Consider the following 16,538-nt stretch of genomic DNA (forward strand, 5'->3'; position numbering starts at 1 on the left):
AATGGGACTACGATGCGGAATTGTGGGCCTGCCAAACGTGGGCAAGTCTACCCTGTTCAACGCTATTTCTAACGCCAAGGCAGAGTCTGCCAACTATCCTTTCTGTACCATTGAGCCTAACGTGGGCGTGATCACGGTGCCCGACGAGCGCCTGCAGATACTGGAGGAACTGGTGCACCCGGAGCGCGTGCTGCCAACGGTAATTGAGTTTGTAGATATTGCCGGCCTGGTGCAGGGTGCCAGCAAAGGCGAGGGCTTGGGCAACAAGTTCCTGGCAAACATCCGTGAGGTGGACGCCATCATACACGTGGTGCGCTGCTTTGAGGACCCCAACATCGTGCACGTAGCCGGCAAAGTAGACCCGATCTCCGACAAGGAGATCATCGATACCGAGCTGCAGCTGAAAGATTTGGAGTCTGTCGACAAGAAAATCCAGAAAGTGATCCGTACTGCTAAGTCCGGCGATGCGAAGGCGAAGAAAGAGATGGCTGCGCTGGAGAAGTATAAGGCGCACCTGGAGAGCGGCCAAAATGTGCGTTCTTTGGAAGTATCCGAAGAAGAGAAAGAGGCCGTTGAAGACCTGAAGCTGCTGACGGAGAAACCTGTGATTTATGCCGCTAACGTAGACGAAGACTCTATGCTGACCGGCAACCAGTACTCCGAGACGCTGCGAGAGCACGTGAAGGACGAGAACGCGCAGGTAGTGCTGATCTCCGCCTCTATCGAGGCCCAGATCGCCGAGCTGACCGACCCGGAGGAGAAAGAAATGTTTTTGGCAGAGTATGGCCTCAAAGAGTCGGGTTTGAACAAGCTTATCCGCGCCTCTTACGACCTGCTGAACCTGATCACCTACTTTACCGCCGGTGTGAAAGAAGTGCGCGCCTGGACAATCGAGAAAGGTTGGAGAGCCCCTCAGGCTGCCGGCGTGATCCACACCGACTTTGAGAAAGGCTTTATCCGCGCTGAGGTGATCAAGCTGGAGGATTACCAGAAATATGGCACGGAGGCTAAAATCAAAGAAGCAGGCAAAATGGCCGTGGAAGGCAAAGAATACGTGGTGCAGGACGGCGACATCATGCACTTCCGCTTTAACGTGTAAGTTTGAAGCACTCTAAGTATAAAACAGAAATAGGCAGGTGGTTTACCTGCCTATTTCTGTTTTATACTTAGCTAATATGCTTTTTTATCTCATTTAATGCTATCATGTTTTTTTCAAAGGAAATAATTGCTTGTGTAAGGCTTAAAGACTCCTTATCGCTTATAAAGTCGGACCACTTAGATAAGTGTTTGTTAAACTCCTTTGTTGAATTTAGCTTGTCAAGATAAGCTAATGCTGCCATTGCATCTATTTGGTCAAACCATAGGTCTTTTTGTGTAAGATAATAGTCGAGGTATTGATTTAGGAAGTCAATTGATTTTTGGTTGTTAAACTCTGCCAGTGCCATACAGTAGACTTTACCAGTATAAGCAACCTCACTCTTAAGAAGTAGCATTCCTATTAAATCTTCAAGCTCCTTTATATTTTTGATAGCAGCGAAATAGGCCCCTACAATTCTGGTTCTCCAATTAAAATAACTTAAAAGGCTCTCAACTACCTCTGCATCTATTTCATCGAAAATGCTTCTGGTCTCCCTACTTAAAAGCTCTACATTTATTCCTATTGTACCAATGTTATTGTAAAATGGAAGAACGAATTTTTCAACAAAGGCCTTGTCTAGTTCCTTTTCATTTTGGGGAATATTCAAATTGTCAAACTTTCCCTTGTGAAGCACTGTCGCTCCAGCAACATGCCATTTGATTGCTTCCCTTCGTTCTTTATCTTCCATAATTTGATTGACGTACGACGTGCTGGTATAGCAAATGGCAAGGCTTCAGCCGCAGCATAGATGCTAGACTTTGCTGTAAGAGGTTATTTTTCAAATTTTTGTACAGTCAAGCTGCTGATGTCCTGCGATAGTTCGAAGTTGATTGCCCATTGGAAATCAACTTCGAATACTGTTATTATTGTGTCTCCGCTTTGGTCGGCTCTGTCGAAATTGAGAGAACAGATTACACACTTCAACTAAGGCCCATCTATTTTCAAAAGTCCGATTCCAACACAATCATTTACAGCTTGGTCGATGATGTTCGTCTTTAACCAGACGGGGCGGTTACTATATTTTTTTTGAGAAACTTTTTGAATGAATTTAATGACTTCAGCTATTTCAACTTCCAATTCTTGTTGGTTGAGTAAGTCTGGATTATTTAAGTCTACTGGAATTACCTTTTCATAGCTTTTCTCACCAAGTTTTACTAAGCTGATTCCAACATCATCAATTGCGAACTCTTGTAAAATTCTCTTCTCGTAGTAACCTAAGGCAAATTTCATCGAGTCATTCATTTCATAATTTTAATCCCATATAACGGACTTGGCCATAAGGCGGCGTAGCTGGCTTATGGGTGTGGTTAGCTCTATTAGTTTTTAAGTAAATGAGATATAATACCAGTTGCCTTTAACATTGGACAGGCCTGTTATTTGGTAACCATTCAGTCTGTAGTTTTCCAGTTTGTAAAGTTCTTCCAAATCTGAAGGAGTAATATAGGCTAAGCCGTACCCATTGTCGATGAAGCGACTGAAGATAAAGAGTGTAATAAACTTATCCTTCTCAATTTCTCTCACTCCAGTGTTTTTACTCAGAGAAATCAAGGAGCTTTGAAAGGTATCAGAATTGAGGGGGCTGATTTGCCTGTCTGTGCCCCTTCTATATGCGACTGAATCCTGATAGAGGCCTAAAGAAAGATTGGTCGTATCACCGTGAAGTGTTGTCACAATTCCTGAGAAGAACTTGTCTTTCTCTTCCAGATAATTCCTAGTTGCAGTCTTCCATAAATTCAGGTAGCTCAAAGCAATTGTCAGGGCTATATACCCTAGCACGAACACGCTCTTGTATTTTAATCTGAAGGTTAAATTTAGAATAAGAATGATAGATGCAATGAAAATAACAGTTCTTTGAAGACCATTTGTAAAGGAGCTGGGAAAGTCTTGGGAAGCCAGCAACAATTTGTAAGCTAACAACATTGATATTGTCAGAGCGACACTAATATTCCTTGTACTTGGCTTAATCTTCATCATTACCTATTGGAGCTAACTACCTCAAAGGCGTAAACCTACGCTTATCCAGACTATACCCGTACCTACTTCCGGTTAAACAGCATCCGCTCATAACCGATCAGCAAGTCGGCGCGGGAGCCGGGCGGGCGGTAATAGATGAGGATATCATAGGTGTTTCCGGTCTCAAAGTGGCTGCCCTCAAAATAGCTGTCGTCCGGGGCGGCAGTGCCGGATTTTAAAGTATAATAGTAGTTAAAGTAACCCTGCTTCAGCAGCATGCGGCCGGTGTAGGCTTGTCGTTCAGCATCATAGGTCAGCTTGGCATCCTCGGTTTGGCGCCAGTTGGTCAGGTCGCCTTGCAGGTACACCTCGCCGGGGACTTTCTCCGACGCCTGCAGCTCAAAATCTACCCAGGTATAGTCCCCGTTTACATCGCCGTTGCCGTACTGGCGGTTGCCGAAAATGCGCATGCCGTTGATGTCCGGATCCTGGCTGTAGGCCTGGCCGCTGCGGTTTTTATCGATTTGCAAGTATACCATGGCCGGGTTCTGCTGCAGGTCTATCTCATCCACACCAAGGCCCTTGTAGTTCAGGCTGCGCGTGTCGAATGCCCTAAACTCGCTGAGCCCCTTGAACAAATCCTGTGGCTCAAAGAAAACATACTCCAGGCGGCGCTGCGCATCCTGTATATAAGTAGGGCGGGCGAGGCGCTTGGCATTGTCCCAGCGGAAGTTCTGGCGCAGCACGGCCTTCACCTCCGCTGCGGGGTTCACCAGCTCATAGTCCGGGTAATACACGTTAAACTCCACGGGCTGGCGCGTTTCGCGGCCCTGCGGACCCAGCGGCGCACCCAGTTTGCTCGATACCGTTACCAGCTGCTGGTATACCATCAGGCGCTGCGACAACAAAAGGCTTCCGCCCTCCTCCTGCACCACCAGCAGGTAATTGCCACTTAGCTTTACCGGCGGCACCTGAAAACGATAATGTACATAGTTGACGCGCGTATTCACAGAGTTCTGCGCATCGGTAATAAAGAACTCATTAAAGGTGTTCAGAAACTGGGTGTCGCTGAGAGAGGAGGCTTTCCAGCTGGCATCGCAGTGTATGAGTTTTGCCACCAGGCGGTTCGGGGCAGCGTTCAAGCGATCGAACTCCAGGATGACCGGCGGCCCCTGCCCTAGCTCCACCACCGGCGGCTCCAGCACTTCCTCCTCAAAACCGGTGGCCACGTAGGCCTGCACCGACTGTATACTTTCGTCGTATACAAAGTCCTCGTAGCGCAGCTGCGATTGGGTGCTACTGCTGCTTTGCGCCTGCTGCTCTATCGGCACACAAGCCACAGTGCCCACTGCCAGCGTTCCGGCCAAAAGGTAAGTATAAATTGATTTTTTAAGTATCATCGTTTGGTATGGCCATGCTTTGCCGCACAGCACAAGGTTATCAGAACGAATATAGCTAAAAAGTATAAGCCTGCCGCAACAGCAGTTACCGCAGGCTTCATTCGTAAACCGCTTATACTTGCTATTCGTCCAGCAGATGGGTTTCTATGGAGATGCCGGCCACCAGCGTTTTCTGCACAGGGCATTTGCCCGCTATAACTTTCAGGCGCTCCCGCTGCTCGGGGCTGAGGTTGCCGGTGAGGCGGAGATGCTTGGTAACGTGGGTAAGTTTTGCCTCGGCTTTCTCGCAGTGCTGGCAGTCGTCGGCATGTATCCGTTCGTGCCGCAGGCTCACTTCAGCCCGCTCCAGGGGCCAGCCTTTCCGCTGGGCGTACATGTGCAGCGTGATGACCGTGCAGGAGCCGAGCGCCGCCAAAATAAAATCGTAAGGGTCTGCGCCGTTTTTCTCGCCTACTGCCGTGCCCGACTCATCGATCGTCATGCGCTCCGTGCCGGCACTTATCTGTGCCACCATCGGGGCGGCGCTGTCGGCAAAAACCTTTACAAAACCTTCTTCTTCCAGTATACCCATTGTGTGTGTTGCTGATGATGGTATAATATAAGGAAGTGCGAGATAAAAGTTATCCCCAGGCTAAAAACGAAGCAAAAAGGTGGTGCCCTGCCCCAGCTCCGACTGCACCGAAATAGTGCCTTTGTGCAGGCGCATCATCTGCCGCGACAGGCTCAGCCCAATGCCAGAGCCGGTTTTCTTGGTGCTGTAAAACGGAATAAAGATTTTAGCCATCGCTTCCTCTGTCATGCCCGGCCCGTTATCCGAAACCGACAGCACCACCCGGCTGCGCTCATCCAGGGCGGCCTGCAGCCTTACCAGCCCCTGCTGCTCCTGCACGGCCTCGGTAGCGTTTTTCACCAGGTTAATGAGTACCTGCTCCACCATACTGCGGTCGGCGGTCAGCAGCATCCTGTCACGCGGGACGCATACCTCCAGGTGCACCTGCTGCCGGGCCAGCTGCTCACGCAGCAGCAGCTTTATCTCCTGCAACAGCTCCCCCACATCAAAGCGGCTCATCTTAGGCACCGAGATGGTGGTCAGGTTCCGGAATTCGCTCACAAAGCGGATAAGGCCCTCGGAGCGTCGGCTGATGGTTTGCAGGCACTGGCCAATATCTTCCAGTTCCTCGCGCAGCAGCGTCACTTCCTCGGCGGAGGTATCGGTATAGGTATGGATCTCTTCGCAGGCGCTGGCCGAAAGGGACGAAATCGGCGTCACGGAGTTCATGATCTCATGCGTCAGCACCCGGATCAGTTTGCCCCAGGCCTCCATTTCCTTCTCCTCCAGCTCCGACTGTATATTCTGCAGCGAAGCCAGGCGCACCTGTTCCCCCAGCAGCGACAGCTCCATCACATGCACCGACAGGTTGGCCAGCTGCCCCTGCTGCCGCACGGGCACCAGCACTTTATCGCCGCTCTCCAGCTGCTGTAGCCCCAGCGCCAGTTCCGGACTGCTTTGCTGCAGCTCCTGCACCTTCCGCAGCTGCCCTACCTGCAGCAACTTTTTGGCAGCGTTGTTCAGCAGAAGTATACTTCCGTCGGGCTTGTAGGTAATAATGCCGATGCCGATATGCTGCACGATCACCTCAAAGTAATGCAGGTGCGCCTCCTTCTCGGCCCGAACTTCCCTGAATTTGGCCATTACTTCATTCAGGCGCAGCGCCAGCATCGCCTGTGTTTTCCCCTCCCCTCCCACATGAAACTGCTCTGTGAAATCATCATACTTAATGGAGTTAAGGAAGCGGAGGAAGAGCCTGTTTGTGCGCTCCATCGCGTACATCAGCAGCCAGACCTGCAGCAGTATAAAAACCCCCAGCCCCAGGAAGGTGCCGGTGTACTCCTGCCGAAACTCCAGCCTGGCCAGTGTAAAAACAGAAGCCACCAACAGCAGGATGCGCAGCAGGAACTGCAGCTTAAAGTTCCTAAAGCTCATACTTCTCCAGTCTTCGGTACAGCGCGCCGCGGCTCAGGCCCAGTTCTTTGGCTGCCTTGGAGATGTTGCCTTCGTGCTTCTGCAGCGCCCGTTGCACCGCTTCCCGCTCCAGGTCGTCCAGGTCCAGGGTTTGGGCAGATACGGCAGGCGCAGCGGGCGTTGCCTCTTCTGCCAGGAAGAAAAAGTCATCGGCTTGCAATTCCCGGTTGTCGCTCATAATCGAGGCCCGCTCCAGGGCATGCTGCAGCTCCCGCACGTTGCCTGGCCAGCTATAGCGGCGCAGGCGGGCCAGGGCCGACTCGCCGAGGCGTTTTACCGGCTGTTTATACTTTTGGGCATACACCTGCAGAAAGTGCGAGGCAAAAAGGGGCAGGTCGTCCAGGCGCTCGCGCAAGGGCGGCAGGTGCAGCTCCACCGTGTTGATGCGATACAACAGGTCTTGCCGAAACTCGCCGCGCTGCACCATTTCTTTCAGCGGCATGTTGGTAGCGCAGATAAGGCGCACGTTTACCGGAATAGGTTTATTAGTGCCCACGCGCACCACCTCGCGCCGCTGCAGCACCGTCAACAGCTTGGCCTGCATCGCCGGCGACAGGTTACCAATCTCGTCCAGAAACAGGGTGCCGCCATTCGCCGCCTCTATCCGGCCCACCCGGTCTTCTTTTGCATCGGTAAAGGCTCCTTTTTTGTGGCCAAACAACTCGCTCTCAAACAAGGACTCCGTGATGGCGCCCATATCCACGGTTACAAACACCTTGTCGGCCCGCAAGGAGCGCTCATGTATGGTGCGGGCAATTACCTCTTTGCCGGTGCCGTTCTCACCCAATAAAAGTATGTCGGCGTCGGTTTTCGCTACTTTATTGATAATGGAAAACAGCTGGCGCATGGCCTTGCTGTCGCCTTGAATGATATTTTTGCCGCTGCTAAGCTGGGAGTTGAGGGTGCGGTTCACTTCTTTCAGCTGGCTTACCTCTTTGTAGGAGCTGCGCAGCCTGGACGCCGCCGACAGCGTGGCGATAAGCTTTTCGTTCTGCCAGGGTTTCAGCACAAAGTCAGTGGCGCCTTCCTTCAGCGCCTTCACCGCCATCTCCACATCGCCGTAGGCAGTGATCATCACCACCACCGCCGAAGGGTCATACTTTAATATCTCCTTAAGCCAATAAAACCCCTCCTGGCCGCTGGTAATGTCCTGGCTGAAGTTCATGTCGAGCAGGATGAGGTCAAAGTCTTCGTTGGAGAGCAGGTAAGGGATCTTTTTCGGGTTCTTTTCCATGACAACTTCCTTGGCGTGGCGCTTCAGCAGCATTTTAGCTGAGAAAAGTACGTCCTCATTATCATCGATCACCAGGATCCGCCCCAGGTTTTGTTCTTCCATAGTTTGTCTGTTTGATTGCAGTGTGCATGCTCAGCAACTACAGTAAAATACTGTGCCAGCTTTATACTTAACCAATTTAAAGAAATTAGCGCACAAAGTATAACTTGAGGTGTCCGGCCATGGACAGAAAGTGTCCGGCAGTGGACATAGCAGAATACCTATACTTGTAAAAGCGCAGCCGCAGCCCGCTTTTATGGCTTTGGCACAGGTATTGGCCATGGGTTGAGTAGATAAACGAATCTGCTACCTATCAAAGACTGAAACTATGTTAAAAATGTACTTCCTCACTGCTGCCCGGTCGCTGTGGCGCAACAAGAGCTACAGCCTGCTAAACGTAGCCGGTTTGGCGCTGGGCATCACCTGCAGCATCCTGCTGTTCCTTGTCATCCAGTACCAGCTCAGCTACGACAGCTTCCATACCAAGGCAGACAGGATCTACCGCCTCAATGTGGATTTCCCGGAGCGGGATTTCCATACGCCTGCCTCGCATTTCCCGCTCCCGGAGCTGATGCGCAGCAACGGCAACCTGGGGCTTGAGGAGGTGACGCAGATGGTGGGCAGAACCGGCGCACAGATAAACATAGCCGCCGATGGGGATACTCCGCCAAAAAAGTTTCTGGAAGACAGCAACATCGGGTTTGTAGAGCCATCCTTCTTCAGCATCTTCGACTTTAACACCGGCCCCATCAACCCTGCGCCATACTTTAAGGAGCCCAATGTGGTGGTGCTCACGCAAAGCCTGGCCGACAAATATTTTCCGGAGGAGAACCCGGTGGGAAAAGTGATCCGGTACAACAACCAGTATAACCTGAAGGTGGTGTCGGTGATGCCGGACATGCCGGGTAACACGGAGTTCCCGTTCGTGATGCTGGTTTCCTATAAAACGCTGAAAAACGAGCTGTCAGATGATTGGGGCAACCTCTCCAGCGACCACCAGACCTATGCGCTCCTGCCAAAGCAAATGAGCCCGGAGACTGCGCAGGAGGCGGTAAACAGTTTTGTGGCAAAACACAACGATCAGAAAGACTTGCGCAACAGCATGGTCTATATGTTGCAGCCGCTTAACGACCTCCATCACAACCCCAGCTACTACGGGGGCTTTGCCCAGACACCAGTTTCCAGGGAGATGCTGCTGGCAATGGCGGCAGTTGGCATCGTGCTGCTGCTCACGGCCTGCATCAACTTTATAAACCTAGCCACTGCCCAGGCCATTAAGCGCGCCAAAGAAGTAGGTATCCGGAAAGTACTGGGCAGTAACCGCTGGCAACTCGTGCTGCAGTTCATGAGCGAGACGCTACTGATTGTGGTTTCGGCTTCCCTGTTCTCGATCATACTTGTGGAGTTGGCGCTGCCCCACCTAAACGAGCTGCTGGACCTGCAAATTACGTTCAGCCTGCTTGATAACAAGGTATTGCTGCTGTTCCTGATAGCACAAGCCCTACTTGTCACCCTCTTCGCCGGCTTCTACCCAGCCTTTGTATTATCAGGCTTTGAGCCTACCACTGCCCTTAAAAGCCGCATGAGCATGCAGCGTGTCGGCGGGATCTCCCTTCGCCAGGTGCTGGTGGTGCTGCAGTTTACCATCTGCCAGGTACTGATCATCTGCACTTTTCTGGTAAACGAGCAAATGAATTTTTTCCGGAGCAAGCCGCTTGGCTTTGACAAAGAGGCGGTCGTACTAGTAACGCTCCCGCGGGAAACGAGTCGAAAAATGCAGGCCCTGCGCCAGGAGCTGCTCAGCAATCCGGCAGTGCGCGAAGTAAGCTTCGGCTCGGATGCGCCCTCCTCTGGCAACATCAGCTATGGCAACTTCTACTTTAACCATGCTTCGGAAGACGAGGGCTTCCAGATCCATAAGAAGTTTGCGGATAAATATTACTTTCAACTGTACGACATGCACTTTCTGGCCGGCAATGCCTATGCCAACGCCGACTCGCTGCAGTACATGGTTATCAATGATGCCCTGCGCCGAAAGCTTGGGCTGAAAACACCTGAAGAGGCACTGGGCAAAAACTTATCCTTCGGAGGGAAGCAATTCTCAGGGCCAATTGTGGGAGTAGTGGATGACTTTCACCAGTCTTCCCTGGCCGTGCCCATCGAGCCGCTGGTCATCACCAAGAACCCGGTTGACTATGTGACGCTTTCGGTTAAAATCAATATGGCGCAGAAGCAGGAAGCGCTGCAGCACCTGGAGCAGCTGTGGGATAAAGTATACCCGGATGATGTATTCAGCTATCAGTTTCTAGATGAAAGCATTGCCCAGTTTTACGAGGATGAGGCACGGCAAAATACGCTTTTCAAGGTCTTCTCTGTCATCGCGATCTTTATCGGCTGCCTTGGCTTGTATGGTTTGGTGGCTTTTATGGCTGCCCAGCGTACCAAAGAAGTAGGCATTCGCAAAGTCATGGGTGCCTCCGTCTTCCATATCACTGCCCTTTTCTCCAAAGAGTTTGTAAAGCTGGTGATGATAGCCTTTTTACTGGCCGTGCCCATTGCCTACTACCTCATGGACCTGTGGCTGCAGGACTACTCTTACAGAATCTCGATCAGCTACTGGCCTTTTATTATGGCAGGCTTTGCCACGCTGGCCATTGCCCTGATAACCATGAGCACCCAGGCGGTGAAGGCTGCCCTGGCCAATCCGGTACTTTCGCTGAAAACAGAGTAAAGTATACATAACCACAGCGGGAGCCACTGCACAAGGTGGCTCCCGCTGTGGTATTATAAAACGCTGTGCTACGTATAAGCTTAGTAATTCACTTCCGTTGCCGGTACGTCCACTAGTATAAAAGTAGCCTCTGCGCTGCCATGCAGGCTCACCACTTCCTGCTCCTCCAGCCGTACCTGGTCTCCAGCCTCTACCTCCACGTTATTCACCAGCAGCTCTCCCGTCAAAACATACACCAGCGACTTGCGCAGCTTAAATGTCTTTAAGTCGATCTCTTCGCCCTGCCCCACATTGCCATAGTATACTGTAGAGTTTGAGTTGAGGTAGGCCACGTTCTCCAGCACCTTTTGCCCGGTTACCAGCGGCACCAGTTTGTTTTTATACTTGCCATCCATGAAATCAATGTTCATGTGCTCGTACGAAGGCGCCAAGCCGCGCTTGTTAGGCAAAAACCATAGCTGAAGCACCTCTGCCAGGTTCTCCTTCTCATTTGTTTCGGAGTGCGTATAGCCGGTGCCGGCGGTCATGCGCTGCACATCACCTGCTTTCAGCACGGTTTCGTTCCCGATGTTGTCTTTGTGCGTCAGTTCCCCGTCCAGCACTACGGTAACCACCTCCATCTCCGCGTGCGGGTGCTGCGGAAATCCATTGTGGCCTTTTATTCTGTCGTGGTTGAACACACGCAGCGGGCCAAACTGCACGTTGGAAGGATCATAATAATCGGCAAAAGAGAAAAGGTAGTTAGACTGCAGCCAGTCGCCTATCTTAGCCGAATGTTGCTCCGAGGCAGGTATAAGTTTTATCATGTTTGCGTTGGTTAGGTGCTCATTCAGAGAAAAACCGGCAAGGCCAGTTTCTGAATGCCTTTACGTGAAGAGCCATATACTTGTTAAAAAATGCCCCTGCCAGGGAGCTACACGCATAAAAAAGCCTGGCGCCGCAAGGTAGCAGCGCCAGGCTCTAAGTAAAAATCTATAGGCTCTACTCTGCCTTCTTCAGTTTTTGTACCTCTTTCTGAAGATCCAGCACGATGCTGGATAGTTTATTCAGCGACAGGTCGGCAATCGGGAAAGTGGAGCTGATATAAGACCTGGCCTCCCAAATCTCCAGCACATCCTCAACATGCACCTCATAAGGGGAATAAACGGGGTTATCGGAGTGCAGGTGCAGCGTAGAGGCATCTTTAATCTTATTGAAGACGCGCTTAAACACAACACCCTCTTTCTGGCTCACGATAATGCACGGCGTGCCGTCTTTTATGCTGCCCCAATCCTCTATAAAGCGACCAACGATCACAGTGCCCGAGGCAATCGGCAGCATGGAGTCGCCGCTGATTTCGAAGGCGCGGTAGGTCCCGCCGCTGCCCAGCATAGGCAAACGGAAGCGCGGCAGCTCTTCCATAAACTCAGCATCGGCATAGCCATTCAGGTAACCTGCGCTGGCTTTATAAGGCACTAATTCGATATTTTCTTTTTCCTCCTGGTCCACGGTAATGGCCAGCACACGTAGCTTGCCTCCATTGGCTCTGTCTGCGCCGTCTGCTGCACCAGTAACGCCCTCCTTCAGCATGTCCCGCGTCACCAATTCATCCAGCGACACCTGAAACAGCTTGGCTACATTTACCAATGTACTTAGCTTAGGCTCTGCCCTGCCCTCCTCATAGGCTCCAACCAAAGAGCGCTTGATCTCCAACTTCTCGGCAAGCTGTGCCTGCGTATAGCCTGCCTGCTTGCGCAAATGCCTGATATTAGATGTCACTAACTGCATAGTTGCTCTTTTTAGTTACTGCAGCCGCCCACCGGGGGCTGCTTGGCGTAAAGCTACAAAACCTTTAGCACATATACTAATATATTTAGCACAATTGCTAAATATAAAGTTTACAGGATTAATCCTTATCAAGGATATAATTTAATATTTTAAATAAAATTTCACCAACTATGCAAAGTACAACTTTTTATAAACTACAGCCAGCTACTATATTTGGAAATATGCAGTTTATACTTCACTTTTATTGCAAACTTAAAAATGAGCAAAAAAACGGATTAGATAATTTGAGAAACGACTACAACACTATCAAGCCAATCACATCATAGTATAATCCTACAATAAAGGAACTAGTACTTGTAATAAAGCTATAGCCATTGCTTTACTAGGACATGCTTTGGTTCAATTTCATTAAAAAAGCAAAGCATAAAAAAATACAAGGCCAAGGAGGAAGTAGTGAACTTTTGAATAATTTCACCGGTTACGTAAGCTATAAAAATAGGTTTCAGCGATTACATTAAATTTTTAGCCAATTACTTAATCTTTACAACAATGATTGCGAAGCGTGCCCTCCGATACTCTGTTGCACTCGGTGCACTGGTGGCCACTGTCACCCTAGCAGGATGCCAGAAAGAAGAACTGATGGATAACCAGTTCAACCAGCCCCTTGCCTCCCTGTCTCCTTCTAACGGGCAAGCCATAGAAGGCCAGTATATTGTGGTATTTAAAAACCAGGCGAGCCAAATGAGCGCCAGCCAAGACCTGAAAGCCTCTAAAGTGAGTGCACTGCGCATACGGGAGGATGTGCTGGCGAAGGCTAAGCTGAAGGCCAGCGAAGTACAGCAGGTATACGAAGGAGCCGTAAGTGGCTTTGCCGCGAAATTGAGCGCCGAGCAGGTAAATGAGCTTCGCCGAAACCCTAATGTAGCGTATGTGGAGCAAGACCGCATCATCGCCTTGTCACCATCCTGGAAAGATACCGGCATCGCTACCAAAGGCGGTGGCAAAGGCAGCACCGACACTACCACCAAAGGGGGCGGAAAAGGCAACGGGAAAGGCCAAACAGACCCTACTCCTACCGAGCCAGCTCCTACTGATTCAACGACCACAGCGCCAGCCCCGACCGAGCCAGCTCCTGCTGACTCAACCGTCACGGATCCAACCCCGACCGATTCAACAAGCATAGAGCCGACACCAACGGAGCCTGCCGCCGCGTACGCCGCTATCACGCCCCTTGAAGGTGAAACTGTTGCGTGGAATATTGAGCGTGTAGGTTATGGCGACGGTACCGGCAAGACTGTTTGGATCATTGACTCAGGCGTAGACACGGACCACCCGGACCTGAATGTGGACGTGGCGAGAAGCTACTCCTTTATCTATGGCAACCCGTCTATTGAGGACGGCTACGGGCACGGTACTTCGGTTGCAGGCATCGTGGCAGCTAAAAACAACGGCTCCGGCATGATCGGTGTGGCGGCTAACGCCACGGTTGTAGCCCTCCGTGTGTTCGACGATGCAGGTGCAGGCTCTGTTTCCAGAGCGATCTCTGCGGTAAATTATGTCATCAACAATGCCAAGGCGGGTGATGTAGTGAACATGAGCCTCGGAAGCGGTATCTCCACTACCCTGGATCAGGCTGTGCAAGACGCTGCCGCTAAGGGAATTCTGTTCTCACTGGCTGCCGGCAACAGCAACGTAGATTGCTCTGGCACTTCTCCTGCACGCGTAAACGCACCGGGTGTGTACACCATCTCGGCCATGGACAGCTACAACGCACTGTGGGCATCATCTAACTTCGGGGCCGGTGTAGACTTTGCCGCTCCGGGCGTAGGCGTAACAGCCACCACTAAAAACGGTAGCATCGCAGGCGGTATGTATGGCACTTCCATGGCTACGCCACACGTGGCAGGTATACTTCTGCTTCGCGGCGAGGTGCTGAGCCAAGGGTACGTTACAGGTGACAAAGACACAACACCAGACCCTATCGCTTCTCTGGACTAACCGGAAGCACATAATAAGTAAAAAGGAAGAGGCCTGCAGCAACTGCAGGCCTCTTCCTTTTTATACTTAAGCTCTAAAGCTACGCGTGGTTCTTTTTGTAGATGGACACGGAAAGCCGGATCTTATAATAGGCATACGCCTCGCCAAGCGCTTCAAACAGGTCCTTAAGTTTGGCATCGGCACCCAGTTTAGCAATGGCTTTGGCAATTACTTTATACTCTGCCTGGCTCACGAACGCAGACAAGTCTACATCATAGCCTTGCTCATACAGGGTGGCCAGGTGCGAGAACACCGTCACGGGATTCAGGCTTCGTGCTTTAGCGATCATGTCAATGGTCATGCCCTGCTGCAGCAGCTCCAGCGTAGCCAGGTGGGTTGCTCCTTTTATCTTATTGCCTTTGTTTTGCTCTTCGTTTATAAAGTCGATGATCTCGGTGATAAAGGCCTCGCCATAGCGGTCGTACTTCTGCGCCCCAACCCCGGAGATGGCCAGCATGGCAATTTTGTTTGTTGGCCGCTCGGCAGCCATTTCCTGCAGCGTGGTATCGGTAAAGATTACGTAAGGCGGCACCCCGTACTCTTCGGCAAGGCCTTTGCGCAGCAGGCGCAGCTTCTCGAACAAAGCGTCTTTTATCAGCTCCCGCTTCGGCCTGGCTTTAACGGCCGGCTCTTCCTGCCTCACCTCCTCAAACTTCACGAGCTGCACTTTACGGCCATCAAACAACACCTGCCTGCTCTGTTCTGTCAGCTTCAAGGTATACCCTTGGTCATAGGCCATCTCAATAAGGCCTTCGTTCAGCATTTGGTGCAGATAGCGGTTCCAGTCCAGGGTGCTGATGTCGCGGCCGGCACCATAGGTCTTAACCTTGTCAAAGCCGCTCTGCATCACCTGCATGTTGCGGGCTCCCCGCAGCACATCCACCAACAGGCCCATGTTGGCCCGCTCTTGGGTGCGGGCAATGGCCGAGAGTGCTTTTTGTACGATAACCGTTCCATCAAAACGAGTGGGCGGGTTTCGACAGATGTCGCAATTGCCGCAGTCTTTCTGCATGGTCTCGCCGAAGTACTGCAGCAGTATGCGGCGGCGGCAGGCGGCGGCCTCGGCAAACTGCTGCATCCGCTCCAGTTTTACCAATTGCAGCTCCGTCTGCGCCTCGTTCTGGCCATCCTGCAGCATGCTGCGCATGTTCATCACATCGGCATAACTGTAGAAAAGCAAGGCATCGGACTTAGCCCCGTCACGGCCCGCGCGTCCTATCTCCTGGTAATAGCCTTCAACGTTCTTAGGCAGGTTGTAGTGAATCACCCAGCGCACATTAGACTTGTCGATGCCCATGCCGAAGGCGATGGTGGCGCAAACAATCTGCACATCATCGTTCAGGAACTCCTCCTGCGCCTTTGCCCGCTGGTTAGCCGACATACCGGCATGATAATAGGTAGCGTTAAAGCCGCTGCGCTTCAGCTTATCGGCCAGGCTTTCGGTGGCTTTGCGGCTAAGGCAGTAAATAATACCTGGCTGGTTGGGTCTGCGCGACAGAAACTCTGTGATCTTGTTGAAACGGTCGCGGCCCGGCTTTACCATCAGGTTGATGTTGGGCCTGTCGAAAGAGGCGACGAACACTTGCGGGTTTCTCAGGTGCAGCTGCTCCTGAATATCCTTCTGCGTCAGCCTGTCGGCGGTGGCTGTGAGGGCAATCACCGGCTTTCCCGGAAAATGCTGCTTCAGCGCCTTGAGCTGCGTGTACTCCGGCCGGAAGTCGTGGCCCCAGGAGGATATACAGTGGGCCTCATCCACCGCAAAAAGAGCCACGTTGATGCGACTTAAAAATGACAAGAAGCCGGATGAGAGCAGTTTTTCCGGTGACACGTACAGGAGTTTCAGCTTTCCTTCCAGGCACTGGTTCTCGATGGCGTACTGCTGCTCGGCGCTTTGGGAACTGTTAATGTACGCCGCCGGAATGCCGTTTGCCAGCAGCGCCTCCACCTGATCCTTCATCAAGGCAATCAGCGGCGACACCACCACAGCCATGCCAGGCATTACAATGGCCGGCACTTGGTAGCACACTGATTTTCCGCCACCCGTGGGCATCAACACCACCACATCCTGCCCCTGCAGCACCCCCTCTATGATCTGCTCCTGCATGGGCCGGAACTGCTCATAACCAAAGTATAATTTTAAGGCTTCCCTTGCCTCCCGTATCGTTGCCATACCAAATTCCTTAAGGGCTGCCGTTAAGCTGCAGCGCCCGCTTTTA

General features: G+C 51.6%; 13 protein-coding genes. 3 read left to right on the plus strand and 10 right to left on the minus strand.

What is annotated here, in order from left to right:
• Window position 1 precedes the first annotated feature (1 nt).
• On the plus strand, window positions 2-1,099 hold the full coding sequence (gene ychF / locus FJM65_RS13895; RefSeq protein WP_140622151.1) for a redox-regulated ATPase YchF: 1,098 nt from the start codon (window positions 2-4) through the stop codon (window positions 1,097-1,099).
• Between the two features lie 67 nt (window positions 1,100-1,166).
• On the opposite strand, the gene FJM65_RS13900 is transcribed toward ychF, so the two are convergent.
• The 7 genes from FJM65_RS13900 to FJM65_RS13930 form a co-directional block, all read right to left on the minus strand.
• On the minus strand, window positions 1,167-1,826 hold the full coding sequence (locus tag FJM65_RS13900; protein ID WP_140622152.1) for a DUF6000 family protein: 660 nt from the start codon (window positions 1,824-1,826) through the stop codon (window positions 1,167-1,169).
• 236 nt (window positions 1,827-2,062) lie between these two features.
• Entirely contained in the window at window positions 2,063-2,380 is a 318-nt protein-coding gene (locus tag FJM65_RS13905) for a hypothetical protein (RefSeq protein ID WP_181163723.1), read from the minus strand.
• An 81-nt stretch (window positions 2,381-2,461) separates the two neighbouring features.
• Window positions 2,462-3,112 (minus strand): hypothetical protein, encoded by a 651-nt coding sequence (locus FJM65_RS13910; protein WP_140622154.1) that lies wholly within the window; start codon window positions 3,110-3,112, stop codon window positions 2,462-2,464.
• 62 nt (window positions 3,113-3,174) lie between these two features.
• Window positions 3,175-4,491 carry a type IX secretion system plug protein gene (locus FJM65_RS13915; RefSeq protein ID WP_140622155.1) on the minus strand — a complete coding sequence of 439 codons (1,317 nt, stop codon included), beginning with the start codon at window positions 4,489-4,491 and terminating at the stop codon, window positions 3,175-3,177.
• Between the two features lie 121 nt (window positions 4,492-4,612).
• Entirely contained in the window at window positions 4,613-5,062 is a 450-nt protein-coding gene (locus FJM65_RS13920; protein WP_140622156.1) for an OsmC family protein, read from the minus strand.
• A gap of 60 nt (window positions 5,063-5,122) precedes the next feature.
• On the minus strand, window positions 5,123-6,475 hold the full coding sequence (locus tag FJM65_RS13925) for a sensor histidine kinase (RefSeq protein WP_140622157.1): 1,353 nt from the start codon (window positions 6,473-6,475) through the stop codon (window positions 5,123-5,125).
• The gene (locus FJM65_RS13930; protein ID WP_140622158.1) at window positions 6,465-7,850 is read right to left on the minus strand and encodes a sigma-54-dependent transcriptional regulator; all 1,386 of its coding nucleotides are present in this window, start codon (window positions 7,848-7,850) and stop codon (window positions 6,465-6,467) included. The genes FJM65_RS13925 and FJM65_RS13930 overlap by 11 nt, the downstream gene beginning before the upstream one ends.
• Window positions 7,851-8,115: 265 nt before the next feature.
• Between FJM65_RS13930 and FJM65_RS13935 the strand changes: the two genes are divergently transcribed.
• Window positions 8,116-10,518, plus strand: a complete 2,403-nt coding sequence (locus tag FJM65_RS13935) for an ABC transporter permease (RefSeq protein WP_140622159.1) — start codon at window positions 8,116-8,118, stop codon at window positions 10,516-10,518.
• Between the two features lie 80 nt (window positions 10,519-10,598).
• On the opposite strand, the gene FJM65_RS13940 is transcribed toward FJM65_RS13935, so the two are convergent.
• Window positions 10,599-11,324, minus strand: coding sequence for a pirin family protein (locus FJM65_RS13940; RefSeq protein ID WP_140622160.1), 726 nt, complete (start codon window positions 11,322-11,324; stop codon window positions 10,599-10,601).
• 175 nt (window positions 11,325-11,499) lie between these two features.
• The gene (locus FJM65_RS13945) at window positions 11,500-12,285 is read right to left on the minus strand and encodes an XRE family transcriptional regulator (RefSeq protein WP_140622161.1); all 786 of its coding nucleotides are present in this window, start codon (window positions 12,283-12,285) and stop codon (window positions 11,500-11,502) included.
• A 549-nt stretch (window positions 12,286-12,834) separates the two neighbouring features.
• Between FJM65_RS13945 and FJM65_RS13950 the strand changes: the two genes are divergently transcribed.
• Window positions 12,835-14,283, plus strand: coding sequence for a S8 family serine peptidase (locus FJM65_RS13950; protein WP_239022959.1), 1,449 nt, complete (start codon window positions 12,835-12,837; stop codon window positions 14,281-14,283).
• 79 nt (window positions 14,284-14,362) lie between these two features.
• Here FJM65_RS13950 and recQ read toward each other — a convergent pair whose 3' ends face one another.
• Window positions 14,363-16,492: a DNA helicase RecQ gene (recQ, locus tag FJM65_RS13955; RefSeq protein WP_140622162.1), complete on the minus strand. Its 2,130-nt coding sequence runs from the start codon at window positions 16,490-16,492 to the stop codon at window positions 14,363-14,365.
• Window positions 16,493-16,538: the final 46 nt, after the last annotated feature.

Origin of the sequence: Pontibacter mangrovi (assembly GCF_006385705.1) — a bacterium.
GTDB lineage: Bacteria > Bacteroidota > Bacteroidia > Cytophagales > Hymenobacteraceae > Pontibacter > Pontibacter mangrovi.

Coding starts and splice junctions, on each gene's coding strand:
- ychF (WP_140622151.1), top strand. CDS start 2: ATGGGACTACGATGCGGAATTGTGGGCCTGCCAAACGTGGGCAAGTCT.
- FJM65_RS13900 (WP_140622152.1), bottom strand. CDS start 1,826: ATGGAAGATAAAGAACGAAGGGAAGCAATCAAATGGCATGTTGCTGGA.
- FJM65_RS13905 (WP_181163723.1), bottom strand. CDS start 2,380: ATGAATGACTCGATGAAATTTGCCTTAGGTTACTACGAGAAGAGAATT.
- FJM65_RS13910 (WP_140622154.1), bottom strand. CDS start 3,112: ATGATGAAGATTAAGCCAAGTACAAGGAATATTAGTGTCGCTCTGACA.
- FJM65_RS13915 (WP_140622155.1), bottom strand. CDS start 4,491: ATGATACTTAAAAAATCAATTTATACTTACCTTTTGGCCGGAACGCTG.
- FJM65_RS13920 (WP_140622156.1), bottom strand. CDS start 5,062: ATGGGTATACTGGAAGAAGAAGGTTTTGTAAAGGTTTTTGCCGACAGC.
- FJM65_RS13925 (WP_140622157.1), bottom strand. CDS start 6,475: ATGAGCTTTAGGAACTTTAAGCTGCAGTTCCTGCTGCGCATCCTGCTG.
- FJM65_RS13930 (WP_140622158.1), bottom strand. CDS start 7,850: ATGGAAGAACAAAACCTGGGGCGGATCCTGGTGATCGATGATAATGAG.
- FJM65_RS13935 (WP_140622159.1), top strand. CDS start 8,116: ATGTTAAAAATGTACTTCCTCACTGCTGCCCGGTCGCTGTGGCGCAAC.
- FJM65_RS13940 (WP_140622160.1), bottom strand. CDS start 11,324: ATGATAAAACTTATACCTGCCTCGGAGCAACATTCGGCTAAGATAGGC.
- FJM65_RS13945 (WP_140622161.1), bottom strand. CDS start 12,285: ATGCAGTTAGTGACATCTAATATCAGGCATTTGCGCAAGCAGGCAGGC.
- FJM65_RS13950 (WP_239022959.1), top strand. CDS start 12,835: ATGATTGCGAAGCGTGCCCTCCGATACTCTGTTGCACTCGGTGCACTG.
- recQ (WP_140622162.1), bottom strand. CDS start 16,492: ATGGCAACGATACGGGAGGCAAGGGAAGCCTTAAAATTATACTTTGGT.